20 protein-coding genes are annotated in these 23,282 nt (G+C 41.3%); 7 read left to right on the top strand and 13 right to left on the bottom strand.

Going from position 1 to position 23,282, the window contains the following annotated elements; translation table 11 throughout:
- Nucleotides 1–11: 11 nt before the first annotated feature.
- The 3 genes from rsmG to C3Y93_RS01635 form a co-directional block, all read right to left on the bottom strand.
- Nucleotides 12–644, bottom strand: coding sequence for a 16S rRNA (guanine(527)-N(7))-methyltransferase RsmG (gene rsmG / locus C3Y93_RS01645; RefSeq protein ID WP_104851887.1), 633 nt, complete (start codon nt 642–644; stop codon nt 12–14).
- A gap of 84 nt (nt 645–728) precedes the next feature.
- Nucleotides 729–1,418: an N-acetylmuramate alpha-1-phosphate uridylyltransferase MurU gene (murU, locus tag C3Y93_RS01640; RefSeq protein WP_104851886.1), complete on the bottom strand. Its 690-nt coding sequence runs from the start codon at nt 1,416–1,418 to the stop codon at nt 729–731.
- The gene (locus tag C3Y93_RS01635; RefSeq protein WP_104851885.1) at nt 1,419–2,432 is read right to left on the bottom strand and encodes an aminoglycoside phosphotransferase family protein; all 1,014 of its coding nucleotides are present in this window, start codon (nt 2,430–2,432) and stop codon (nt 1,419–1,421) included.
- A gap of 120 nt (nt 2,433–2,552) precedes the next feature.
- Between C3Y93_RS01635 and C3Y93_RS01630 the strand changes: the two genes are divergently transcribed.
- Nucleotides 2,553–5,000, top strand: a complete 2,448-nt coding sequence (locus C3Y93_RS01630) for an LPS-assembly protein LptD (RefSeq protein ID WP_104851884.1) — start codon at nt 2,553–2,555, stop codon at nt 4,998–5,000.
- A complete protein-coding gene (locus C3Y93_RS01625) occupies nt 5,000–6,298 on the top strand; it encodes a peptidylprolyl isomerase (RefSeq protein WP_104851883.1) in 1,299 nt (432 codons plus the stop codon). Before C3Y93_RS01630 ends, C3Y93_RS01625 begins: the two co-directional genes overlap by 1 nt.
- A 169-nt stretch (nt 6,299–6,467) precedes the next feature.
- Here C3Y93_RS01625 and hfq read toward each other — a convergent pair whose 3' ends face one another.
- From hfq to tsaE, 4 genes are all read right to left on the bottom strand, one after another.
- A complete protein-coding gene (gene hfq, locus C3Y93_RS01620; RefSeq protein WP_104851882.1) occupies nt 6,468–6,989 on the bottom strand; it encodes an RNA chaperone Hfq in 522 nt (173 codons plus the stop codon).
- Nucleotides 6,990–7,081: 92 nt separating this feature from the next.
- Nucleotides 7,082–8,026, bottom strand: coding sequence for a tRNA (adenosine(37)-N6)-dimethylallyltransferase MiaA (gene miaA, locus C3Y93_RS01615; protein ID WP_104851881.1), 945 nt, complete (start codon nt 8,024–8,026; stop codon nt 7,082–7,084).
- A 6-nt stretch (nt 8,027–8,032) separates the two neighbouring features.
- On the bottom strand, nt 8,033–10,015 hold the full coding sequence (gene mutL, locus C3Y93_RS01610; RefSeq protein WP_104851880.1) for a DNA mismatch repair endonuclease MutL: 1,983 nt from the start codon (nt 10,013–10,015) through the stop codon (nt 8,033–8,035).
- Nucleotides 10,008–10,484, bottom strand: a complete 477-nt coding sequence (gene tsaE / locus C3Y93_RS01605) for a tRNA (adenosine(37)-N6)-threonylcarbamoyltransferase complex ATPase subunit type 1 TsaE (RefSeq protein WP_096901184.1) — start codon at nt 10,482–10,484, stop codon at nt 10,008–10,010. The genes mutL and tsaE overlap by 8 nt, the downstream gene beginning before the upstream one ends.
- Nucleotides 10,485–10,700: 216 nt before the next feature.
- On the opposite strand from tsaE, the gene C3Y93_RS01600 reads away from it, so the two are divergent.
- From C3Y93_RS01600 to C3Y93_RS01590, 3 genes are all read left to right on the top strand, one after another.
- Nucleotides 10,701–11,615 carry a pseudouridine synthase gene (locus C3Y93_RS01600; protein ID WP_104851879.1) on the top strand — a complete coding sequence of 305 codons (915 nt, stop codon included), beginning with the start codon at nt 10,701–10,703 and terminating at the stop codon, nt 11,613–11,615.
- Nucleotides 11,616–11,725: 110 nt separating this feature from the next.
- On the top strand, nt 11,726–12,082 hold the full coding sequence (locus tag C3Y93_RS01595; protein ID WP_004976848.1) for a type II toxin-antitoxin system RelB/DinJ family antitoxin: 357 nt from the start codon (nt 11,726–11,728) through the stop codon (nt 12,080–12,082).
- 93 nt (nt 12,083–12,175) lie between these two features.
- Nucleotides 12,176–12,619 (top strand): GNAT family N-acetyltransferase, encoded by a 444-nt coding sequence (locus C3Y93_RS01590; RefSeq protein ID WP_004976850.1) that lies wholly within the window; start codon nt 12,176–12,178, stop codon nt 12,617–12,619.
- Between the two features lie 101 nt (nt 12,620–12,720).
- Here C3Y93_RS01590 and C3Y93_RS01585 read toward each other — a convergent pair whose 3' ends face one another.
- On the bottom strand, nt 12,721–13,443 hold the full coding sequence (locus C3Y93_RS01585) for a pseudouridine synthase (protein WP_104851878.1): 723 nt from the start codon (nt 13,441–13,443) through the stop codon (nt 12,721–12,723).
- A gap of 159 nt (nt 13,444–13,602) precedes the next feature.
- On the opposite strand from C3Y93_RS01585, the gene C3Y93_RS01580 reads away from it, so the two are divergent.
- The gene (locus C3Y93_RS01580; RefSeq protein ID WP_004976854.1) at nt 13,603–14,058 is read left to right on the top strand and encodes a DUF441 domain-containing protein; all 456 of its coding nucleotides are present in this window, start codon (nt 13,603–13,605) and stop codon (nt 14,056–14,058) included.
- Nucleotides 14,059–14,143: 85 nt separating this feature from the next.
- Here C3Y93_RS01580 and C3Y93_RS01575 read toward each other — a convergent pair whose 3' ends face one another.
- From C3Y93_RS01575 to C3Y93_RS01555, 5 genes are all read right to left on the bottom strand, one after another.
- Nucleotides 14,144–15,319, bottom strand: a complete 1,176-nt coding sequence (locus C3Y93_RS01575; RefSeq protein ID WP_096901189.1) for a CynX/NimT family MFS transporter — start codon at nt 15,317–15,319, stop codon at nt 14,144–14,146.
- Between the two features lie 130 nt (nt 15,320–15,449).
- On the bottom strand, nt 15,450–16,370 hold the full coding sequence (locus tag C3Y93_RS01570; protein WP_004976859.1) for a LysR family transcriptional regulator: 921 nt from the start codon (nt 16,368–16,370) through the stop codon (nt 15,450–15,452).
- A gap of 283 nt (nt 16,371–16,653) precedes the next feature.
- Nucleotides 16,654–17,637: an ion transporter gene (locus C3Y93_RS01565; protein WP_004976861.1), complete on the bottom strand. Its 984-nt coding sequence runs from the start codon at nt 17,635–17,637 to the stop codon at nt 16,654–16,656.
- 140 nt (nt 17,638–17,777) lie between these two features.
- Nucleotides 17,778–19,490, bottom strand: a complete 1,713-nt coding sequence (locus tag C3Y93_RS01560) for an AAA family ATPase (protein WP_104851877.1) — start codon at nt 19,488–19,490, stop codon at nt 17,778–17,780.
- Nucleotides 19,491–19,579: 89 nt separating this feature from the next.
- The gene (locus tag C3Y93_RS01555; RefSeq protein ID WP_104851876.1) at nt 19,580–21,583 is read right to left on the bottom strand and encodes a hypothetical protein; all 2,004 of its coding nucleotides are present in this window, start codon (nt 21,581–21,583) and stop codon (nt 19,580–19,582) included.
- Between the two features lie 465 nt (nt 21,584–22,048).
- Between C3Y93_RS01555 and mdh the strand changes: the two genes are divergently transcribed.
- The gene (mdh, locus tag C3Y93_RS01550) at nt 22,049–23,221 is read left to right on the top strand and encodes an iron-dependent methanol dehydrogenase (RefSeq protein WP_004976867.1); all 1,173 of its coding nucleotides are present in this window, start codon (nt 22,049–22,051) and stop codon (nt 23,219–23,221) included.
- Nucleotides 23,222–23,282 lie beyond the last annotated feature (61 nt).

Genomic DNA, 23,282 nt, shown 5'->3' with positions numbered 1-23,282 from the left:
CTTTGAAAAATTTAAATACGTTTTAATAAAAGTAAATGACGCTGTTCGTCTAAACGTGGAACTTTGAGCTCGATAATTTCACAGCTAAACTCATCTTTCAATGCTTCCACTTCATCAGCAGGAACCAAACCTTTCATAGAAGCAATAATACTTTGTTCATGCATAAATGGTTTAGATGCTGCAACAAAGTCAGTTAAAGATGCAAAAGCACGACTGGTAATTACATCAAACTGACCTAGCTCACGAATGCTATCTTCATTTTCGACACGAGTTTGTACTGCAACTACATTTTTCAGTTTTAAATCAGCAATAAACTGCTTTAAAAAACGGATTTTTTTACCATTAGAATCTAATAACACGCAATCCCGTTCAGGCTGACATAAGGCAATGATCATGCCTGGCATACCACCACCTGTACCAATATCCAGCAAACGACCGGCAGGCAAATCTTTTAAAATACTTACGCTGTCTAGCAAGTGCTTCACTAGCATTTCTTTCGGATCACGAATTGCGGTGAGATTGTACGCTTTGTTCCATAGCACCAAAGCATCTTGGTATTTGAGTAATAAATTTAAAGCCTCATCACTGAGCTCTAAACCTAAAGCCTGACTACCTTGCTTGAGTTCCTGAAAAAACGAATGCATCACAATTCACATCTCGAAAAAGTTAATGGAAGTATACCGATTTATAGTTGCAGTCATAGGGGCGAATGCTTAGTGAATATGCACTTAAGCGTACACACCCTGCTGAATTTGTTGATCCAGTGCATTTAATCGCTCAGGAGTGCCAACATCCACCCAAACGCCCTGCAATTTCTGTGCAGAAATTTTTTCTTGCTGCATGGCTTGTTTCAATAATGGTGCTAGTGGACGCTTGCCCGATTCTAAGCCAACAAACATTTGTGGATGCATCACCGCGACCCCACTGTAAGTCAGATTTTCACCTGACTGTGCTTGTTCAAAGGTATAAGCCTTATTTTCAGACAAGGTAAAATCACCTTGTGGATGCTGCACAGGGTTTTCAACTAAAACCAAATGTGCCAAAGCATCCTGCAGTTGTACATTCAACAAAGGTGCGAAATCCATCGTGGTCCAAACATCACCATTCACCAATATAAAAGGCGCATTGCCTAATAATGACAGCGCATTAATGATTCCGCCTGCTGTTTCCAAGCCTTCACCTTCATGCGACCACAAAATTTTCACACCAAACTGAGAACCATCGCCCAAAGCATATGCAAGTTTTTCACCTAGCCATGCGGTATTAATGACAATTTCCTGCACACCAATTTTTTGCAACTTTTCGATGTGCCACACAATTAAAGGCTTACCACCGACTTCCAATAATGGCTTAGGCGTATGCAACGTTAAAGGACGCATACGATTACCCATGCCCGCAGCAAGAATCATGGCTTTCATTTAGGCAACCACCTCATACTGACCATATTTGGCTGTAAATTTTGGCATTACTGTATTGTGAATGAATTGCATAAATGGTTGTAATTCAGGATACGGCTTGCTTTCTTCAAGCAAATACCACATTACTCTAGGTAGGTCTTTGAGATAACCCGACTTACCATCACGTTCAAACAGACGCACAAAAATACCTAAAATTTTGATATGGCGCTGAATTGCCATCATATCGGCATCTTTTTTAAATTGTTCAAAATCACGATCTTGCTTAGATGCTGCTGGCAACAAGTCATAGAACATTTTAAACCAGCGATACACACGCTCAGCATTCCACTGCACATAAGCATCACGGGTAATCGAAATTAAGTCGTATGTATCTGCACCAATGACCGCATCCTGAAAATCAATCACACCAAGCTCGGTGTCCTCACCAACTTTCATTAAGTTACGACTATGAAAATCACGATGCACAATCACTTGCGGCTGTGCCACGGCTGCATTGGCTAAAATAGCAAAAGTGCGTTTAATTAAGACACTTTCTTCTGCGCTTGGCTGAATCTGTAAGGCAGGCAATAACCAATCGGTGAGTAACTCCATTTCACTGATGAGTTTGTCATAGGAATATTCAGGGAAATGTGCCGTACCATCAATATCTTGTAATTGAATTAACTGCTTAAAACACTGCGCATAGTAGTCATCTACAGTCTGATCATTCAGCAAGGTAGATAATAAGACATCACCAAAATCTTCGAGTAACAAAAAGCCTTGTGTCAGGTCTTTGGCCACAATTTTGGGTACACGCACAGCATTGGCAGCAAAAAATTCATCAATCGTGACAAAAGGACCACAATCTTCTTTTTCTGGTGGTGCATCCATGAGCATAAATGTTTTATTATTCAATTTGATTCGTGCGTAACGACGGAAACTTGCATCGCCTGCTAAAAAATGAGTTTCAAATTGATCTGAACCAAGTACAGATGTTATCCATGTTTGTATCAATTGTTCGCGTTGTGTATTCATTTGCAATAAATTCTAATACAGGCTGAGTTTTTAAAGTGTTAAGTGTAGCTACTTCTGCGCTTTTTCTCTATGATGCGACAATAATTAATTGCGATTAAGCATTCTTGGTTGATGAGATAAATGAAGCATCAGTTTAAATTTAATCCTTTAGCGACTGCGGTCTTAACTCTGTTATGTGGTCACTCTGTTTCCAGTTATGCACAGACAGCAGATCAGGCTTCATCGGTCAGTCATATTGACAACCAACGGCTTAAACAAAGTATTCAAGAGACTTACCCAGGTCAGCAATTCTTTGAGCAATATTATGTTGATAAAGCAACGCCCGAAGCGCAACAACAATTTGGTAACACAGCCAGCTCGGCTTATTGTAAAGGTGCTTGGCTGACACCTATCAGTTCAAATACAGTTGCTGTAGACGCTGCAGAAGCAACCTCTACCGTTACTGCCGATTATGGTCACTATGACCCAAATGGCGATTCTGTCTTAGAAGGCAATGTCCTGATTGACCAGCAAGGCCGTCAAATTCGCGCCGATAAAATTACCATTGATCAGACCCAAACCTTTGCCAAAGCCGAAGGTCGTGTTCAAATGGCACAAGCTGGTTTACTTGCGCAAAGTGATGAAATTAACTACAACCTTAAAACTCAGCAAGGCGATTTAAATAACAGTTTTTATATTGCTGAAGAACAGCATGCTCATGGCATGGCAGAAAAAATTGCACGTACCTCAACCAATACCATGGTACTCAATAACGCCACCTACAGCACCTGCCCGCCCGAGCAAGCGCCAACCTGGAAAATTCAAGCCAACGAAATTAAGCTCAATCAGGAAACTGGACGCGGTGAAACACGTGGCACCAAATTCTATGTGAAAAATGTACCAGTTTTGGCTGTACCCTACTTCAATTTCCCAATTGATGACCGCCGTACCACAGGTATTTTGACGCCTAGTTTTGGCTTTACCAATGATGGTGGTGTCGAGCTATCTGTGCCTGTGTATTTAAACCTTGCACCGAATTTTGATGCTACCGTTAGCCCACGTTATATTGCAGATCGTGGCGCGATGCTAGAAGGTGAATTCCGTTATTTAACTGAAAATTTTGGTTCAGGTAAAATTTGGGGCGGTTATTTAGCATCGGATGCCAAATATGATGACCAAGACCGTAAAGACTTACATTTTTTACACGGTTGGCAAATCAACGAACAATTTTCAACCAACTTAGAATATAACTATGCATCGGACAAAGACTACTTTGCCGATTTAAATAACAACCCGAACTCTAAAACCGACCTAAATTTACGTCGTGCTTGGGAGTTGAATTATCGTAACGGCATACCGGGTTTAAAAGCACAGCTCAAAGTTGAAGATTTCCAAACCCTGGATAAGACGATTCCATCTGTGGATCGCCCTTATGCACGCCTACCACAATTTTTATTGAACTATAAAACGGGCAATCCTCAAGGCTTCCAAGTCGAATTTAATAACGACACAGCTTACTTCAAAAAAGATCTAGCTGCGCAAGATGGGGAACCAAGTGGTACGCGTATTTATAATGACTTTGCTGTGCGTTACAACTACCGCAACCCGTGGTCATTTGTAATTCCTGAAGTATCGTTACGTAACATCAACACCTTCTATGACAAAGAGACCCTAAGTACAGATCCGTATAAATCTTCAAGTAAAAGTGAGTCGGTTACTGTTCCGCAATTCACTTTAGATACAGGGATTACCTTTGAAAAAGATGGTCGCTTCTTGCAAACCATCACCCCGCGTGCGTTCTATGCCTATGCACCGTACCGCAATCAAAACGACCACCCGAACTTTGATTCTGCAACAGCATCAATCAATTATGATCAATTGTTCAGTCCAAACCGTTTCTATGGACATGACCGTTTAGAAGATAATAATTTCTTATCTTTAGGCTTAAGCTATAGCCTGTTTGATGAAATTGGTTTAGAACGCCTTAGAGCAGGAATTGGTCAAAGTTTTTACTTTGAAGATCGTCGTGTCACGTTGGATAATACCGAAGACGAATTTAATACGGAAAACCGTACTGGGCCAATTGTGAGCTTAACCAGTCAGCTAAGTCAAAACCTCAGTGTGGGTGCCAATGCTGCATGGATGTCAAATGGCGACAATGCACAGCGCAGTGTCAATATGCTTTACACGGGTGATCAAGGCAACTTATATAGCTTTGGTTATATTAACCGCCGTGTTATTCCAAACCGTCAAGATCATTATGATCAAGTTGTGGCATCGTTTATTCAACCGATTCACAACAACTGGCGTATTTTAGGTCATGCGCAATACGACCTAGACCATAGCGTCGCCCGTGAATATTTGCTAGGGGTGAATTATGAATCTTGCTGTTGGGGCATCTCAGTCTATGGTCGCTCTTACTATAACGATTTAGATGATGTTACCGATGCCGGTGTAAAACCAAAACGTGCCATTATGGCGGAATTAAATTTGAAAGGTTTAGGCGGTTTCAATAATAAACTTGCATCTTTGCTTGAAAACCGTATTTTAGGTTTTAATAAAATTAATCAATCTTGGACACAACGTTAATGAAAACAGAACAGTTAAAACGATTTTTAAAAGCATCAACCTTAGCACTTTGCATGACAGCAGCGCTGCCTGCATTTGCTGCGAATGATCAAATTGTGGCTGTAGTTGACAATAGTGTCATTTTAAAAAGTGATTTAGCGCAAAGCGTGGTTGAACTCAAACAACAACTTGAGATGCAAAAGCGCCCTGTTCCACCACAACACATTTTAGAACAACAAGCTTTAGAACAACTGATTGTACGCCAAGCGCAATTAGAGCAAGTCAAACGCTACAACATTAAAGCTGATGAAAAATCTTTAAATGAAGCAGTTTTAAAAGTTGCACAGCAAAATGGCGCAAACAGCCTAGAAACTTTTCAGCAAAAATTAGATAAATCTGCACCAGGCAGTTATGCGTTTTTACGTAACCGTATTGCTGAAGATTTGGCAATGAATCGCTTACGTCAGCAAGTCGTAATGTCACGTATTCAAATTAGCGACCAAGATGTTGATAATTTCCTGAAAACACCACAAGGTCAGGCTGCCTTAGGCAATCAAGTACATATTTTGCATGTGCGTGTTTCTGGAGCAGAAAATGCCGCACAAGTTGCGCAACAAGTCAAAGCTGAATTGGCGCAGAACAATGACATTCAAGCCATTAGTAAAAAATATACAGGCAATGGTGTAACCGTTCAGTCTGCAGACATGGGTTTACGTAACTTGACCGATATTCCCGCGGAACTTGCTGCACGTATTACGCCATTAGATGTGGGGCAAACCAGTGAACTGATTGAAGTCCGTGATGGTATTCATGTCGTAAAATTACTGGAGCGCAAAAGTACTGAGCAACGTGCACTAGTTCCACAATATCAAACTCGACATATCTTGATTCAGCCAAGTGAAGTCGTAAGCCCTGAAAATGCGAAACACATGATTGACAGTATTCACAACCGTTTAAAAGCGGGTGAAGACTTTGCAACCTTAGCAGCGACGTTCTCTAATGACGCTGGCTCTGCACGTGATGGCGGCAGTCTAGGCTGGGTGAATCCTGGCGTGATGGTGCCAGAATTTGAAAATCAAATGAAAAATACTGCAAAAGGTGAAATTAGCGCACCATTCCAAACCCAGTTTGGTTGGCATGTACTGCAAGTGACCGATACACGCCAGCAAGATATGACTCGTGAATACCAAGAACGTATGGCACGTCAAATACTAGGTGAACGCCAGTTTGATACTGAATTGGATAGCTGGTTACGTGAAACACGTAACAATGCTTTTGTAGAAATTAAAGACCCAAGCTTAGACCGCAAGAAAAACTAAGCTTAAGTTTTCTGCTATTTCCAAAATTAAAACCAGTGTAGCAACACTGGTTTTTTATGCTTTTTTACCATATGCACTTCATCTTAGCCACTACCAAAATACGACTTTGATAAAAAAACCATAGACATAAAAAAACCTCTCATTTCGAGAGGTTTTTTAAGAAGATCAATTAACGGTTGTTATCGTCTTCTGAAGATTCTTCAAATTTAGAATCGTTGTCAAAACCGCCAGTTGCTTGACCGCCACCGAAGCCACCTTGACCACCGAAGCCACCTTGACCACCGAAGCCGCCGCCTTGACCACCGAAACCACCGCCTTGACCACCAAAGCCACCTTGACTACCGAAACCGCCACCTTGACCACCAAAGCCACCACCTTGACCACCGAAGCCGCCTTGACCACCAAAGCCACCACCTTGACCACCGAAGCCACCGCCTTGACCGCCAAAGCCAGCGCCTTGACCACCAGCAGGTGCACCAGCAGGACGTGGATTACGTGCAGGAACAACTGTAGAAATTGCATGTTTGTAAACCATTTGGCTTACCGTATTTTTTAATAAAACAACATACTGGTCAAAAGATTCAATATGGCCTTGTAGCTTAATACCGTTCACAAGGAAGATAGAAACAGGAATACGTTCTTTACGGAGAGAATTCAAGAACGGATCTTGTAAAGTTTGACCTTTAGACATGTTATAACTCCAAAAATAATTAAAAATCAGCGCAAAAACTATCTCTATTTTTCAATTAAAAATTATAAAAAAGACAGTAGGTAAATTTTGCTTTATCCGTAACAGTTTCGCAAGTCTTCTTGAGCCTGCTTTATCGTAAAATATGTGTGAAATTTATGCGATTCTTGCAACGATCTGAGCCAAGTATATTGACGTTTCGCGAGTTGTCGTGTCGCGAATAGCGCCTTATCCTCCATTTCCTGCATTTTTTCGCGACTTTCATCACCGTTTTGCAAAAACTCTAAAGCTTGACGATAGCCAACTGAACGCATAGAGGGTAAATTAGCATCTAAATCGTAATTTTCAATAAGATGTCGCACCTCATTCAAAAAACCCATTTCCCACATAATCTCTAAGCGTTTTTGAATACGCTGATGTAATTCTACCCGATCAGGCATCAAGGCGTGGTTATGAAAAGTGTAACGATATGGTACATTTTTGGGTTGTTCCGCCTGAAGCTGGGTAATTGGTGTGCCTGTTAATTTATAAACTTCCAAAGCACGAATAATACGTTGCTTATCGGACACTTTAAACTTTTGTCCCGCCAATGCATCTACCGCACATAATTCTGCATATACAGCCTCCCAACCTTCACGCGCGGCTTTATCTTCAATTTCAGCACGTACTTGGTAATTGGCACTGGGTAAATTTGAAGATAAACCTTCAAGCAATGCCTTAAAATACAGCATGGTTCCGCCCACTAAAATTGGGGTTTTTCCTATCGCGTGCATATCGTCAATCAAGGCGCAGGCATCTTCGACAAATTGTGCAGCAGAATACACTTCAAGCGGGCTGATAATATCAATCAAATGATGCGGATAACGCGCCTGTTCCGCTTTAGTTGGTTTGGCTGTACCAATATCCATATCTCGATAAACTAGCGCAGAATCGACTGAAATCAGCTCAAAATGCCCCATTTCATACAGCTCACATGCCAAAGCAGTTTTACCGCTTGCAGTTGGTCCCATTAAATTGATGACCGGCAATTGATTTGACATGTAACGCTACTCTCCTCGAGCAAAAAGTTTATCTAGTTGTGCCAATGGAAAGGCACGCCAAGTCGGGCGACCATGATTACATTGGCTAGCAAATTCGGTTTGTTCCATTTGACGCAATAAGGCATTCATTTCAGAAAGACTTAACATCCGATGTGCACGTACTGCACTATGACATGCCATTCCCGCCAAAATATGATCACGCTTTTGCAACAAGGCTTGCGCCTCATCATTCGGGTCTAAATCATCAAGTAATTCAGGAATTAATTCGGCAAAATCTGCCTTATGCAAAATCGCGGGCACACCGCGCACAATGACCTGTTCATCGCCATATTGGTCTATTTCCAAGCCCAGTCGTGCCAATTGTTCTTTTAAATCATCCACCCGCATGGCTTGCATGCGGCTAATGCTGATAACTTTGGGGATCAGCAATTGCTGCGAAGTCCAAAACTCAGGTTTATCCCAAGCGGCTTTCATCTGTTGCAACACAATTCGTTCATGGGCGGCATGCATATCTACAATAATCAAGCCTTCACTGTTTTGCGCCAGAATGTAAATACCATGCAATTGCGCAATTGCAATGCCGAGCGGATGCTCATCCACCGCAGGTGTTGTGTTTGTTTGCGTAAGATTGGCTGAGTCTTGATCTAGATCACGTAAAGGCGCGAGATAGCTTTTTAAAGCATTGTTGAGCTGTTGCGAACCTTGATAATTGCTCTGCACAGGTCGGTTATATTGAACTGTCTGCGGCTGACTCTGATTAAAATCGGTAAGTAGCTCACTTCCCGCTTGTGAATCAGGCTGCATCGTGTATTCAGCTGCTGCATCGTCTACAGAGTTGTGAGGATTCGCCTCGGCATGTTTGTGCAGCAAAAATTGTTCCTGATAACGCGGTTGTACCACATAAGGCGCAGCTTGTTCGATAGGATCGGCTTTCATGGCTGTAGCTAAATCTGCAGTTGCAGTTTGAAATTGAGCTAAGGTTTCTTTGGCGTAATGTCTTACAAACTCATGAACTTCTCGCTGATTTAAAAAGCGAATTTCATGCTTGGTCGGATGCACATTGACATCAATATTTTCAGGTTCTACTTCTAAAAATAGCAAATATGCAGCATGTTGATGTCCATGCAAAATACCTTCGTATGCCATACGCAAAGCATGGGAGATGGTCTTGTCTTTTACAATACGTCCATTCACATACACATACTGTAAATCGGCTTGTGAACGTGCATCGGAAGGATGCCCCAACCAACCCGATAAGCGCATGGTGACACTATCAGCATCAATCCAATAGGCATTTTCGACAAAGTTTCGTCCTAAAAGTTGCTGCACGCGCTGAAAACGCAATTCGCCACTGTCTGCAATGGGTAAATTCAGTTTAATGCTGTCGTTGTGTTCCAAAACAAAACGAATATCAAAATGTGTCAGCGCCAAACGACGGACAATTTCTTCAATATGTCCAAATTCTGTACCTGCTTTTTTCAGGAACTTACGTCGTGCAGGCACATTAAAAAATAAATCCTGCACCCGAATATGTGTGCCTTTTTGTGCAGCAACGGCCTGAATATCTTGATGGTCAAAGGCAGTGCCATTGACTTCGACCTGATAACCAACACCATCTTCAGTTTGGCTGCTGACCAAAGTCAAACGCGATACTGCTGCAATTGATGCCAGTGCTTCACCACGAAAGCCTAAACTGACAATAGCATGTAAATCATCAGCCGTTTGAATTTTACTGGTCGCGTGACGAGTCACCGCCAAAGGCAAATCTTCAGCATGAATGCCACGACCATTATCAATAATTTCAATGAGTGTACTGCCGCCTTGTGCCACCCGAATAATTAGCTCGGTTGCACCTGCATCAATGGAGTTTTCTAGTAGTTCTTTGACCACAGAGGCAGGACGTTCAATCACCTCACCTGCAGCAATTTGGTTGGCTAAGGCAGGTTCAAGCGTGTGGATCCGACGTAGATTTAACACATCATTAGGCATGATTAAATTGTTGCTCCAAAGCTTGTTGTAATGCAACCGAAGACGAACTTAGCGTTGCAGTACGGCTTAATTCATCTTCCGATTTTTTAATTTCAATGATCAGGTCTGCGGGCGGAATTTCATCGCCACCTTTTGATGGCCATTCAAATAAAAACAAGGCATTTGGGGTTTCTAAATAATCACGAATGCCCATCAGCTCTAATTCATAAGGATCATTTAAACGATATAAATCAAAATGAAAAATATCTTGTCCTTGTATTTGATAAGGTTCCACCAAGGTGTAAGTCGGGCTTTTAACCGCGCCCTGATGCCCCAAATGCTGTAGAAAATAACGCGATAAAGTGGTTTTTCCTGCGCCTAAATCACCAATTAAATAAATCACACCCGACCGAAAATGCGTTGCCAAAACCTGCGCCAGATTTTGGGTATCTTGCTCATTATTTAAAGCCAAATTAAATGAATACTGCATAACGCTCACGACATGATTCAAAAGACCAATTATGATAGCATCGCACTGCTTTAAAGCCTATGTACTGATGGATAAAACTGTGTAAATGTGGACAATTTATAACAAGTTTAGACAAGGCAATGAATCAAGATTATTAAGCTTAGCACCCAAACTGCTTAGGCTATTTTCAATATGATGAAAAAGAAACTCTCCCACCTGAATATGAGCAATTTGCAGATGAAGTCGACTCATCCCAACACCTTTGTTCCACCCATGCTCGATGGTGTGAGCGCCAGCAAATTGCATTTACCCAAATTAAGCACACAGCCTGAATCAATTTTTCGTTATTTATGTGCCCAGTTTGCCCATATTTCTGCACAGGAATGGCTGCAACGCTTTGAGGATGGTCTGGTTTATGATGCCGAAGGCAAGCGTTTAGATTTAGATACACCTTATAGCGCACATCAGGATATTTTTTATTATCGTTTTTTAGCGCATGAAGTTGCCGTGCCTTTTCAGCATCAAGTTTTATTTGAAAATGAACACTTATTGGTTGTAGATAAACCACATTTTTTGACCATGAGCCCTACAGGGCAATATGTACAAGAAACCCTATTAGTACGCTTAAAAAAACAAACACAGAATGAGCAGCTCACACCTATTCATCGTTTAGACCGCGAAACTGCGGGTGTGGTGCTGTTTTCCAAACAACCAGAAACTCGGGCGGTGTATCAGCAATTATTTGCAGAACGTCAGGTGCAAAAAACCTACCATGCCATTGCGCCTTATCAAGCTAATTTGTCACTACCATGTACTGTGCAATTACGCATGGAAAAAGGTGAACCTTTTTATTTGATGCACGTCGTGGCAGGCACACCTAACAGCGAAACAGAAATTCGTTTGCTTGAACATAATCAAACATGGGCAAAATATGAATTAAAGCCTACAACAGGCAAGCAGCACCAACTGCGTGTGCATTTAAATAGCTTAGGTATTGCGATTAAGAACGACCCGTTTTATCCCATTTTACTGCACAAACAAGCAGATGATTTTTCTGCACCGCTACAATTGCTTGCCAAGCATTTAAGTTTTTTTGACCCGATTAGCCAGCAACAATTCCACTTTAGCGCACAGCAAGAATTGACATTGTAATATGTTTGTCATTACAAAATAGTGGATTTTCGTTGTAGTCATATTGAAATTACAAATGAATTGTTTACAATATTGCTAAAATTTAAATCTATTTCCTTCTATTAAAAATTATGAGAAAAACTGAAGTCTATCAAGTACGCTTGGACTCTCAAGAGAAAAAACAAGCCTTTGCTGTGTTTAAACAGTTGGGGATTACGCCTGCGCAAGCGGTACGTTTGTTTTTTAAGCAAGTCGTGCTGACTAAATCAATTCCCTTTTCAATTGAAAATCAGAATATTAATCTGGAACAATTGATTAAGTTACGCAAATTAAAACAAGAGCAAAAAGCAACGCTAGTGGATGCAACCCCAAGCAATGAAGCATCTGTAACTGGCAATAATAGTGTTGAAGATTTTGAACTGGATGATGAACATCTAGACTTGTTTGATGAACTCAATGCAATTTTGGGTGAAACTGACAAAAATTAACAGTGTTGCATTTTTAAACAATTCTTTAAAAATTTACTTTAAAAACTTAGCTATGCTTCATGCAAGGACAATAAAAAAGCATGGAGTATCGTAATGATTGTAAGACGTGCCACTTTAGAAGACTTAGACCAGCTTGCTGTATTGTTCGATGAGTATCGTCAGTTTTATGGTGCATCCTCGAATTTAAGCCTTTCAGCAGCATTCTTAAAACAGCGTTTTGAAAATCAGGAAAGTGTGATTTTCATTCATATCAAAGATCAAAAAATCACTGGATTTGTATTACTTTATTTAGGCTTTTCTTCGGTTGCCTGCTCGACCTACTATATTTTAGATGACGTTTATGTTACCCCTGTTTTTAGACGACAAGGTTCGGCCAAACAGCTCATTGATACTGCAATTTTATTTGCACGACATGAAAATGCGCTACGGATTAGCCTTGAAACACAAAAAAGTAATTACCAATCCCACCAATTGTATGAAAAGATGGGCTTTGTCAAAGATGATGAATTCCAGACTTATCACTGCTTTTTAAAATAGTCACCTGATCTGACGATTACGGCTTTAGGCAAAGGGTTTAAATTTAATCTGACGTAAGCCATTGATCATAAGCTATTGATGAAAGTTCAGCAGAACCTCATTTATTCCATACGGTTTTTTGCCAATTCGACTTGTTCAGGGCTTAAATACATCCATTCACCCACATCTAAAGCCAAATCAGTCAAGTTTAATGCACCAACTTGCTGACGATGTAATTGTTCTACTTTATTGCCCACTGCTGCCAGCATACGTTTAACTTGGTGATAAACACCTTGATGAATGGTCATCTGCAATTCATGTTCAGCAAGCTGTTGTACCTCTGTTGCAGCAAATGTCCCTGATTCATTGCGCAATGCGACACCCTGCTCAAGTTGCTGGATTTGTGTTGCATTAATCGGGTCTGCGGTGTGCATAGCATACACTTTTGCCACATGCTTTTTAGGATGGGTCAATGCTTGTAAAAACTGTCCATCATCCGTCAGCAATAACAGCCCTGTGGTGTCCTGATCTAAGCGTCCAACACACTGCAAACCACGATTCAGCAATACATCATCAAACAAGTCAAACACACTAAAATGATGGGTCGCCTGATGCGAACACTCATAGCCTTGTGGTTTATGTAAGGCGATATAGACCTTTTCACGATATTGATAATTTTCCCCATACACCGAAAATTGCAAAACCGTTTCAGGCGCAATTTTTATCGCGAATTTAGGATTAGTCTGGGTTTCGCCCATAATGGTGACTGCACCATTTTTAATGAGTTGCTGGCAATGTTTACGTGATCCAAAGCCTTGTGATTGCAACATTTTTTCCAACAACATGATGAGCGACCTAATGATAAAAAGTATAAATATATTTGCTGCTATTCTAAACCAAATACACCGTAAATTCTGAACACATTGCGTACCTTGCCCGCTTGTAGTTCAAAACAGTTACAATAACTGCACTTTTCCAATTTATTTCCCCTTTTATGGATCACCATGCTCTCTCAATTAGACCTTAACCTGATGGTGCTGATCGTTCTACTCGCATGCGGTATTTTTAGCCAAAATACGGCTGTGACCATTGCCGCAGCAGTACTGATTGTTTTTAGAATTACGCCGCTAAGTGAATTTTTCCCACTATTGCAGCAGCATGGCTTAAATCTGGGCATTATCATTCTCACCATTGGCGTACTGACACCCATTGCCAGTGGCAAACTTCCAGGCGAAGCAATTCTAAAATCTTTCCTGAGTTGGAAATCTTTACTTGCGATTGCAATTGGTGTTTTTGTGGCATGGTTAGGCGGGCGTGGTGTCAAGCTCATGACCAATCAGCCTGATGTGGTCGCAGGCTTATTGATTGGTACAGTCGCAGGTGTTGCTGTGCTACGTGGCGTGCCTGTGGGACCATTGATTGCAGCAGGAATTCTCACCTTGTTTATTGGCTATTCTTAACATAGATTTAGGGACGCTTGGTTTAGATGGTTTTGCTTGAATTCATCGTCTTGTATCAACCAATTTCAATAAAAACCATCCAAATCTAAGCCACTTTGCGAAACAAGATAGATGTTAATATCATTCCCATTGCAGATAAAACGGCCATTAAAATACCAACCCAAAGCCATGTTCCTGTGGCAGATACGATAGCTGCGACCACAGGCGGCAATAAAAATTGTGAAATTGCCGAGCACTGCAACACCAAACCTACGGTGGTACTAATCGCAATCGGTTGTGGTGCAAAATTAAGTACTTGCGCAAATACCACAGCTGCGACTAAACCACCAAATAAAGAGAAATGGATGACCAATAAAAACTGCACAATGAATGGTAAAACATCACGCAAAATATAAAAACTCAGTGCGCATAGCATCAATACCGCAAAACCCATTTGCATCAACACTTGCGCTCTCAGCCCACGCTGTAATAACAACCCACATACAAACGTACCCACCGCATTTGCCATTGCAACCATAGCTGTGAGCACACCTGCGGTTTGTAAAGATATTTGATATTGCTGATAAATGGTCGGCAAAAAACCCACCAAACTGAACCACTGCCCTGCATAAACACCAAAAACCAAAGCCAATATCCATGCGGGTGGATGGCTCAAAGTGCTTTTAATCAGTTCAAAGATGGCAATGGCTTGCGTGCTGATCTGCACACTCGGTACGGCTTTATAAATGATGATTGCGAGCGCAAAGGATAACAATCCAAAACACATCCACACGCCTTGCCAATCCAAGATGGTCAGTAAAAACGGCGTACTTAGTAAACCAATACCCATCCCGCCGCCCATATAGGCACTCCACAGCCCCATTTTGGCAGGCAACTGCTCCACTGCAACCAGTTGACGAATAAATGCAGGGCCGCTGAGTGTAATCAGTAAAAAGCCAAAACCTTCAATTACACGCAGACTTAATAGTGCGGAAAAGCTATGTACAAAACCACCGACAAAACTTGCACCTGCCAATAAAGACAAACCCAAAAGTACACAGCGTTTTAAGCCAATTTTTGCGGTATAACTGCCTAGCAACAACGCCAAAGTCATGCCTGCAGCTTGTACTAAAGACAGCAAAAAGCCTGCCTGAACCAGACTAATTCCGAGTTCAGCTTGAAGGATAGGCACAGTCGGTGGCAACTTGCCAATATGCATTGCTGCCATAAAACCCGCAGCAACAATCCATAAATCCTTGGTCAGCCAACGTACCGAACTCACAGCGCTCTCCCTTAATTTTCGCAAGGCAAGCTTAGCAAGAACATCTCACTGTTTTTAGTGGAGATTTAGATGAGCTTAGTGTTTTTAGCAATTAATCAGCATCCTCTTTAAAATGCTGATTGTGCAATTTTTAACTCGAATAATATTGTGTGCGTTTTTGGGAAAATTTCTCTAATTGCTTCAAAAAGCCTTCAAAATAGCTCTTTTCTTTTTCTTCGCTACGATAACCCGCATACAAGGTACGGCGTAATCCTCCCGCAGCAACGCAGTCTAAACGACGTGAAGTTACCCAGCCTTTTTGCTCATATTCATTCACCACCCAATCTGGCAATGCGCCAATCCCTCGCCCACTCGCCACCAGTTGAATCAACATTTGGGTTAAATCTGTAGTACGAATAGCTTTTGGCTGAATATTGGCTGGAATGAATAGCTTAGACATAATATCTAAACGGTGTTTATCGACAGGATAGGTAATCAGGGTTTCTTCTGCCAACTCCTGTACGGTAATGCGCTCGGCACGTACTAAAGGATGAGTATTTGACAACACCAAACGCGATTCATATTCAAAAATTGGAAAATATTCGATACCTTTTAAGGCAATCGGGTCTGCAGTAATCAATAGGTCAAATTCTGCGTTTTGCAATAATTCATGCGGATTGGCTTCAAAACCTGAAGCAAAATCTAAATCTACATCAGGGTATTGCTGACGATATTGATTCAGCAGCGGCATCAACCAGTCAAAGCAACTATGACATTCCGAAGAAAAAATAATTCGCCCCGTTTGACCATGCACAATGCGGGTAATATCAGTTTGGGTGATTTGAATTTGTGGCAGGACATCATCCGCCAGTTTCAATAAACGCTGTCCGACATTGGAAAATGTCACAGGGCGACTACGACGGTTCACCACTTCTACGCCATACCAATGATCTAGTTCTTTGAGTTGATGAGAAATGGCAGATGGCGTCAGACATAAATCATTGGCGGCAGCAACCAAAGAACCATGTTCACGCAGGGCTGATAGCGTTTTTAAGTGGCGAATTTCAAGCATTGCTTGTTCCTAGTTTTTCAAGTTATTGACTGCATGTTTAGACCTAGGTCGCATTTTTATTTTGCAAAATAAGAAACAAAGCCAAACATGATTCAATTTAATAATGAATTAATTTAATCTTAGCATGTAAATAATGAGTTTTCTTCATCTTAGTTTTTATTCGATGATATTTACTACGAAATCAATACAATTCCATAAAAATAATATGGCTTTCAGCAAGCATATTTTAGGCTTCCAACGTGCAGAGCCAAACTAGAATTGAAATTCTTAACCCAAGCCTCGCTTACTCCGACAACTTCTCTCCACAATGTGGGCAGTATTTATAAGGCTCCTGTTCTAAACGCAGCTCTTCTTCACGACGCTCACGAATTAACTGCAATAAAATATCTTGGGTTTGCTCAGTGTTTAAACCGACTTGTTTGCGTAAATCTTCAATTTTTTCTTGATCATTTAACAGATCAATCTCACTATTTTGCAATAGCTCTCTAAATTTCAACCCTAAATGCTGCTTACGTTGTTCAAGTTCGTTGGCTAAACCTGTGGCTAAAATACCTGCAGGCAATGCTGCCAAGCCGACACCCAATACCGTAATTAACGCACCTAAAATTCTGCCCCAAGGGGTAATTGGTGTGACATCGCCATAACCGACTGTGGTTAAAGTCACCACTGCCCACCACATCGAAGCGGGAATTGAGCTAAAGGCTTCAGGCTGTGCCTTGCTTTCCACCACATACACACCTGCGGCAGACATCACAATCATAATAGAGAGAATAAAAATGACTGCCTGAAATGATCCTTTTTCCCGTTCGATCACTCTTAATAAAATTTGCAATGATACAAAGTAACGTGTCAGTTTTAACAAACGCAGCAAACGTAAAATTCTTAGGAACCGTAAATCTAGATGCACAAAGAAGTTAATATAAGCAGGTAGAATCGCCAACAAATCTATAATTGCCCCACCGCTGGTAAGCCATTTTACACGCTGTTTCCACGGCGAAATAAACGGGTCTTTTTCGGCAATACTCCAAATCCGCAGCAAATATTCAAGCGTAAACACTGCGATGGAAAAGTTTTCAAAATGGTCAAAAAATACCTGATAGGCAAGATAGACATCATTCACCGACTCTAAAATAACCGCACTGGCATTGCCTAAAATCAGTAAAATTAAAAAATAGTTAATGCAACGACTAAACCATGTTTCATAGTCATCGTCGTGTAAGTTGTTATAGACAAATTTTCGAAATGTGTACCACGGTGTAAATGCCATACCGAATATTATATTTTAAGGCTTACAGTGATGGCAGTTTAACCGAAGTTTTTCTCAAAATGATAGTATTTTATGTGACGTTAAGCGGGCATTTTTAATGCAGAATTGCAGTATAAGTCATCATTATCCAAATGACTAAACTACTGAATAAACAGCAATGCTAAACGCACCTGATCATAGCCCATGCGTGGACTAGTCGCTTCAACAATCGGGCGCAGTTTAATTGCGCCATCATCGCTGAAGTGCTCTGCATTTTGACGCTTCATTAATCGCTTATAAATTTTACGGACCTCTTCCACCACTTCTTCACCTGGATGTGCCACTGAAATATCCAGATTTTGTTCTTTTTGCAAACGTGCCAAATGGTTGATAATAGTTGCAGGAGTTAAACCTCGCTCTACTGCAATATCCTGAATATCATAACCTTCTTCAAATAAAGCGCGGGTTTCATCTAACGTGGCAGTCGCATAATTGGTTTTTCCACCTTTGGCAATTTTCTTTTCATTGCGCAAAATTTCGGTTTCGTTCAACGTGCCACCACAGTGACGAATAAATGCATTATGTTGTGGTGTTAAATCCATCAGCTCATAGTGCGTTTCAGCTTCTTCAGACAATTCCTGAAAACGGCGGTCAGCCTTAATCGCTAAACTGTCGAGTTCCAAAGCTTGGCTATTAAATCCCAATAAACGCAAACCGCTTAACGATTTTAATCGTGACAACGCCACATAACCCTGCCCTTTTTCAAAAGTATGGCTAAGATCGATTTCTGCCGCTTCTAAGGTCATACCTTGTGATTTGTGGATGGTAATTGCCCATGCCAAACGCAGCGGAATTTGCTGGAAACTGGCAATGGTTTTGCCTGCATCATTATCCACCGACCAAGTTTCAGGCTCGACCAGTAATACTGTGCCATCGGTCAATTTTACTTTAGGCAAAATACCGTGATCGTCATCTTCTTCAAAGCCAATCACTTCGCCCAAACTGCCGTTGATATAGCCCATATCGAAGTTGTTTTTAACAAACATCACTTTGGCATGTTTTTTTAGATTTAAAATTTCAGGCGCACGTACGGATGATTTCAGCGTTTCAATCAACTTTTCATTGCCATCACACACGGCATCAAACTGCTTGCTCTCAGTTTCAATTTCATTCAGATGCTTAAAGTTGATATTGTCCACGTCCATATTGTGCGTATATAAACGTGTGAAAGTGTCGCCAATATCTTGATGGCGGGTGTGCTCCAAAGCCTGAATATGTTGATGATCAATACTTTGTGCACGAATTGCATTGAGAATGTCATTTAAGTAGTCATCGCCCTGACGGTGCTGCTCAGTTAAATAACAGACTCGAAATTTAGCTTCGACCCACGCCTCTGACATAAAACAGAACTTGTCACGATTGCGCTCATCGTTTTTTCCTACAGGCGGTAACTGGAAAAAATCTCCTGCAACAATCACTTGAATGCCGCCAAAAGCGTCATCACTGTCTTTAAAATATTTTAAAACTTGATTGACCAAATTCAGTTGTTTGGCATGCAACATCGAAATTTCATCAATAATCAGCACTTGCGCATTTTCTAAATGCTCTTTGAGATATTTGCGCTCTTTCATATTTTTCAGGTCAGCATCTGATAAAAAGTCTTTAATACCAATGCCTGCCCACGTGTGAATGGTCATGCCATTCATGTGCGTTGCAGCAATACCTGTAGATGCAGTGATGGCTACAGGTACTTTACGTGCTTTTAAATAATTGATGTATTGATTCAGGGTATAGGTTTTACCCGCACCAGCAGAGCCTGTTAAAAAGACATTTTCGCCTGCTTTTAAAAGTTTAAGTGCAGTTTCCTGTTTCATAAGACCTATACCATTGCTGAACGGCTATAGCCTAACGAGTTTTTGCCCAAAAGTTAAGGCTCAAGTCTGCGAATACGACAACTGTTGTCTTATGCTTTAGCTTGCAATTGTGGATTCACCCATGCAATAAACTGCTCTGCAATGGTCACCAATAACTGTTCCGCTTTTTGATTATTCGGATATTCCAACTGATCAAATTCAAGCTGTCCTTGCCGAAAATGACACCCCAAGGTCAATTGCTGCGCATAATGTGGCGATGCCATGTGAAAAGCCACATATTGCCCTTCACTCATTAGCTTGGCATAGCTAAGTGCCAAACAGTGTTTAAAGTTTTGTGATTCTTCAATAATACGATCTAGATGAGTCATTTCCTCAAAGCACCAGCCTGAAAATTTTAGCGTCGGCAGAGGGCTTTTGGCCTGCCATGCACTGCACAGAATTTCCTTTTTTAATTTAGCCATCAGCTCTGCTTTGTAGACCTGTTGATGCCAACGCACCGCCTGATGAAATAATCCCAACCAACTCAGACTCTTAGGAATATGTGTATGCGCTGCAAAATATTCCAGTAAATAGTCACGTACATAACTGTCAAACACTGAAACTCGCGTATGCTGCGCCCGTAAATAAAAACGCTGCCGAAAATCATCGGGTTGAAGCTGATAACACTGCAACACCGTATAAAAGTCACGCTGCTGCTGACTCTCGGGCTGAATATAATCCAACAAAGCGAGCGGTAAATCCTGTGTGATTTGCTGCAAATAAGTCATATAACTTTGCATGACACGACTTAAACGCCGAAATACATGCTTGACCAAATGCTCATCATGTTGTGCCACGGTTTTCAGCAAAGTCATCCACTCATCCAAATACAAAATAGAAGGACTAATGGCAACTCGCGGATCATCCAACGATTGTTTTTCGCCATGCGGCATTAAACTGACATTATGCGCATGTGCGAACCACGCTTGCTGTGTCGCATATACATTACAGCTTTGAATGAACATACGTGCGGCTGAATATTGAAAATATTGCAAAGTTGCCAAAATAATCCGTGGATGTGCCTGACTACAATCGACAAAACTGAGCGCAGTCACTGCCACCCGCACACTGGTATGATGAATATTTAAACTAAGCCAATCCAACACTTGTGCAGACTGTTTAAACAGCCAATTCACCGCACGTGGATAATCAAATAACGGCAGTTTGGCGACTTTCTTTTGCCAAATTAAAGGGCAAGATTTTAAAAAATGCGGTTTCGCCAAAGCATCGGAACGCTGCCACACCTCACGGTGCATTAAACGCGCAAAACCCAATAAATGCCCATGTTCTTCGGCATGTCGATACAACAACCGAATATCATCCTGATGATCGATTAAATCCTGCAAATTAAATCGTTCAGGAAATGAAATACTTAAAATACGATGCATGGCTTTAGGTAAAAATTCTGCCGCACTAAAACAAAAATCATCATAACTTTGCATCAGTGCTTGCACTGGCAAAAAGGTTTCACCCTCTACAAATTCCAAAGCACACAGCATCGATAAGTTAGTTAAAACATCTTCAGGAATGTGCTGCCCTTGCTGCACAAATTTGGTCAATACTGGTTGATACTGATCGTCTGCCTGCATTAATGCCTGATCTAAAATTTGTGCCTGCATTGCATCTAAATGCAATAACAATTGCTTAACCCGTGCTGCACCATCTACCCACAGGTAAACTTGCTGCAGAATCAATTGTCGCAATTGCTGCGCCTGATTACGCAAAAATAAAGAATGCTGCGGTTTTAAATCCCCAGTCAAAAAATGCAGATCATGTAAGAAAAAATCTTCAAATGCTTCTTGCTGTTTCCCCGCAAATTCAAAGTGAGTTTCTATTAAATTTGTATGCGATTTTGGCGGATAAAATTCAAGACTAAACAGACCATTCAGCAATTCGACCCGATGCTGCAAAGGATCGATCCGAAACAAATTTTGTGCTGTAAAATGTCCAACCAAATCCATTTGATCTTGATAGATTTCTGCGGCCACACTGGAAATACGAAACAATTGCTGTGCAACGGCATGCAACTGGCTATGCTGGCAAATTGGCTGCATATACGCTCCTCATGCTTAAGTGCGGTCTATCTAAGTGTCATCTTATTTTTATTTGATTGCACCGACTAGACCCATCACGTGATACATCCCTATTTTTTGTTTTTTATTTCCATCTGCAAAAAGTGGACAATTCTTCAATCGAGCTTAAGCCACTTATTAATTGAATTACACCTGAAATTTATGTGAACGGTATCTACACCTTAAAATTAGAGATACAAAAACACTATAAACAAGATTTAAGCCCTTGCCTATAGCCTGCGCACAACTTCAGAAAAAATAAAAACCCATTAAAAAACAGATAAATTTCAATTGATTAGTTTGCATTATTTACTCAGAAAATAGGGTTGGTGTTTGGTAGGTAGGATTTCACCACAAAGCATTGTATACATTGTATACTCAAATCACGGTTCAACACCGCGATAACAACACATTATTCCAATACCCAATGCAAGAAGGAATCTGAGCATGGCTTTTAAAAATATTGCAGATCAAACCAACGGTTTTTATATTCCTTGTGTGTCTCTCTTCGGCCCTGGTTGTGCCAAAGAAATTGGCGTAAGAGCGCAAAATTTAGGTGCTAAAAAAGCCCTGATTGTGACAGATGAAGGACTGTTTAAATTTGGCGTAGCCGATACCATTGCAGGCTATCTCACCGAAGCAGGCGTTGCTAGCCATATCTTTGCAGGTGCTGAGCCAAACCCAACCGACATTAACGTACATAAAGGTGTCGATGCCTACAATGCCAATCAATGCGACTTTATTGTGTCTTTAGGTGGTGGTTCTTCACATGACTGCGCCAAAGGCATTGGCTTAGTTACCGCAGGTGGTGGGCATATTCGTGATTATGAAGGCATTGATAAAAGTACCGTGCCAATGACCCCGCTAATTGCCATTAACACCACAGCAGGTACAGCATCGGAAATGACCCGTTTCTGTATCATTACCAACACTGACACGCACGTTAAAATGGCAATTGTCGATTGGCGCTGCACACCACTCATCGCCATTGATGATCCAAAACTCATGATTGCCAAACCTGCAGGTTTAACCGCAGCAACAGGCATGGATGCTTTAACTCACGCTGTAGAAGCCTACGTTTCAACTGCAGCCAATCCTATTACCGATGCCTGTGCGGAAAAAGCTATTCGTATGATTAGCCAGTGGCTCAGCCCTGCTGTGGCAAATGGTGAAAATATTGAAGCACGTGATGCCATGAGCTATGCGCAATATTTGGCAGGTATGGCATTCAACAATGCCTCATTAGGCTATGTGCATGCCATGGCGCATCAACTCGGTGGTTTCTACAACTTGCCGCACGGCGTATGTAATGCAATTTTATTGCCGCATGTTTGCGAGTTTAACCTGATTGCCTGCCCTGAGCGTTATGCAGATATTGCAGAACTGATGGGGGTAAATACTGATGGATTAACTACCACAGAAGCCGCCTATGCCGCAATTGATGCAATTCGTGAATTATCTAGCTCAATTGGTATTCCAACAGGTTTAGCAGAGTTAGGCGTTAAAGAAGATGACTTGGCGATTATGGCTGAAAATGCACAAAAAGATGCCTGCATGCTCACCAACCCACGTAAAGCCAATCATGCACAAGTGGTCGAAATTTTTAAAGCCGCGATGTAATTTGAATCTCCTGCTGAGTGAATCAAGATTTGCTCAGCATCTCCCATCCTTTTTTTCAATT

This window comes from Acinetobacter sp. SWBY1 (genome assembly GCF_002946595.1).
Classification (GTDB): domain Bacteria; phylum Pseudomonadota; class Gammaproteobacteria; order Pseudomonadales; family Moraxellaceae; genus Acinetobacter; species Acinetobacter towneri.
The sequence above is the reverse complement of the archived record's forward strand: the minus strand, read 5'-3'. Positions and strand labels throughout refer to the sequence as shown.

Coding starts and splice junctions, on each gene's coding strand:
- C3Y93_RS01600 (WP_104851879.1), top strand. CDS start 10,701: ATGAAGTCGACTCATCCCAACACCTTTGTTCCACCCATGCTCGATGGT.
- C3Y93_RS01555 (WP_104851876.1), bottom strand. CDS start 21,583: ATGCAGCCAATTTGCCAGCATAGCCAGTTGCATGCCGTTGCACAGCAA.
- tsaE (WP_096901184.1), bottom strand. CDS start 10,484: ATGCAGTATTCATTTAATTTGGCTTTAAATAATGAGCAAGATACCCAA.
- hfq (WP_104851882.1), bottom strand. CDS start 6,989: ATGTCTAAAGGTCAAACTTTACAAGATCCGTTCTTGAATTCTCTCCGT.
- C3Y93_RS01630 (WP_104851884.1), top strand. CDS start 2,553: ATGAAGCATCAGTTTAAATTTAATCCTTTAGCGACTGCGGTCTTAACT.
- murU (WP_104851886.1), bottom strand. CDS start 1,418: ATGAAAGCCATGATTCTTGCTGCGGGCATGGGTAATCGTATGCGTCCT.
- C3Y93_RS01590 (WP_004976850.1), top strand. CDS start 12,176: ATGATTGTAAGACGTGCCACTTTAGAAGACTTAGACCAGCTTGCTGTA.
- C3Y93_RS01560 (WP_104851877.1), bottom strand. CDS start 19,490: ATGAAACAGGAAACTGCACTTAAACTTTTAAAAGCAGGCGAAAATGTC.
- C3Y93_RS01635 (WP_104851885.1), bottom strand. CDS start 2,432: ATGAATACACAACGCGAACAATTGATACAAACATGGATAACATCTGTA.
- C3Y93_RS01585 (WP_104851878.1), bottom strand. CDS start 13,443: ATGTTGTTGGAAAAAATGTTGCAATCACAAGGCTTTGGATCACGTAAA.
- C3Y93_RS01580 (WP_004976854.1), top strand. CDS start 13,603: ATGCTCTCTCAATTAGACCTTAACCTGATGGTGCTGATCGTTCTACTC.
- C3Y93_RS01595 (WP_004976848.1), top strand. CDS start 11,726: ATGAGAAAAACTGAAGTCTATCAAGTACGCTTGGACTCTCAAGAGAAA.
- rsmG (WP_104851887.1), bottom strand. CDS start 644: ATGCATTCGTTTTTTCAGGAACTCAAGCAAGGTAGTCAGGCTTTAGGT.
- C3Y93_RS01625 (WP_104851883.1), top strand. CDS start 5,000: ATGAAAACAGAACAGTTAAAACGATTTTTAAAAGCATCAACCTTAGCA.
- miaA (WP_104851881.1), bottom strand. CDS start 8,026: ATGTCAAATCAATTGCCGGTCATCAATTTAATGGGACCAACTGCAAGC.
- mutL (WP_104851880.1), bottom strand. CDS start 10,015: ATGCCTAATGATGTGTTAAATCTACGTCGGATCCACACGCTTGAACCT.
- C3Y93_RS01565 (WP_004976861.1), bottom strand. CDS start 17,637: ATGGCATTTACACCGTGGTACACATTTCGAAAATTTGTCTATAACAAC.
- C3Y93_RS01570 (WP_004976859.1), bottom strand. CDS start 16,370: ATGCTTGAAATTCGCCACTTAAAAACGCTATCAGCCCTGCGTGAACAT.
- mdh (WP_004976867.1), top strand. CDS start 22,049: ATGGCTTTTAAAAATATTGCAGATCAAACCAACGGTTTTTATATTCCT.